A 1,051-nucleotide genomic window follows, 5' to 3' on the forward strand; every position below is an offset into this window, starting at 1 on the left:
GGGGACGTTGTATGTCGCTGAGGGGCCCTCGAAGCGGTGCAGGAACCACAGCCGGCGCTGCGCGAATGACAACGGCAGCCGTTCCGGGCGAGGCCCCGCCACGACCGGAATCTGCACCGGCCGCCCGTCCAGCTGTGGTGCCAGCTGCGCCACCGTCGGGTACTCGAAGAACAGGCGTATCGGCACCTCGACGCTCAGTACGGTCCGGATACGGGACAGTAACCAGGTGGCCAGCAGCGAGTGGCCGCCCAGACCGAAGAAGCTGTCGTCGATCCCGACCTCGGTGACGTTCAGCACCTCCGCGAACAGCCCGGCCAGCACTTCTTCCTGAATGTTGCGTGGCTTCCGATACTCCGGAACGACTTGCTCCGCCGCCTTTTCGTCGACGCGTTGCACCAACTCCAGCCGGCCATCGCGGGTCCACCGGGCCGGCTGACTGGCGCGGTAGAGACCGGAGCCGGGCGGGCCGTAGGGGTTCGTCTCGAAGTGCCCGTCGGTCGATCGGTCCCGATCCGACGGCACGCCCGATACGTACAGGTCGCCCACCACACCGATGGGCACCAGCTGCAACTCGCCGTCCAGCACGTGGACCCGGGCGTCTTGGACTTTTTCCACCAGTGACCGGACCGCTTCGTGACGAAGGGCCTCGGTTTGCCGGCTCCAGGTTTCGAGGAGTTGGTGGCGTTCGTGGGGGAGGAGTACGTCGATGGTTCGGAGTGGGGTGTCCGGGTTGGTGACGGCTGTTTTCAGCAGGTCGAGATAGCGGGTGATGAGCTGTTCGATGGTTTCGCGGTCGAAGAGGTCGGTGGCGTATTCGACTATTCCTTTGTAGCCGGTGTTGCCGTTTTCGTCGTCTGGTGGTTCGACGATGTTGAAGAGGAGGTCGAATCGTGAGGTGCCGGTTGAGGTGGGTTGGTAGGTGGTGTTGATGTTGCCGAGGGTGAGGTGGGGGAGGCTGTTGTTTTGGAAGGCGAGGGAGATTTGGAAGAGGGGGTGGTGGGCGGTGGTGCGGGTGGGGTTGAGGAGTTCGACGAGTTGTTCGAAGGGTGCG

1 protein-coding gene is annotated in these 1,051 nt (G+C 64.0%); it reads right to left on the reverse strand.

The genetic code is table 11. The features are described from left to right. Positions 1–1,051 (reverse strand): condensation domain-containing protein (locus ACF1B9_RS38050; RefSeq protein ID WP_391795997.1); only part of this gene is annotated, 1,051 nt, incomplete at both ends.

Source organism: Streptomyces sp. NPDC014727 (assembly GCF_043083485.1).
Taxonomy (GTDB): domain Bacteria; phylum Actinomycetota; class Actinomycetes; order Streptomycetales; family Streptomycetaceae; genus Streptomyces.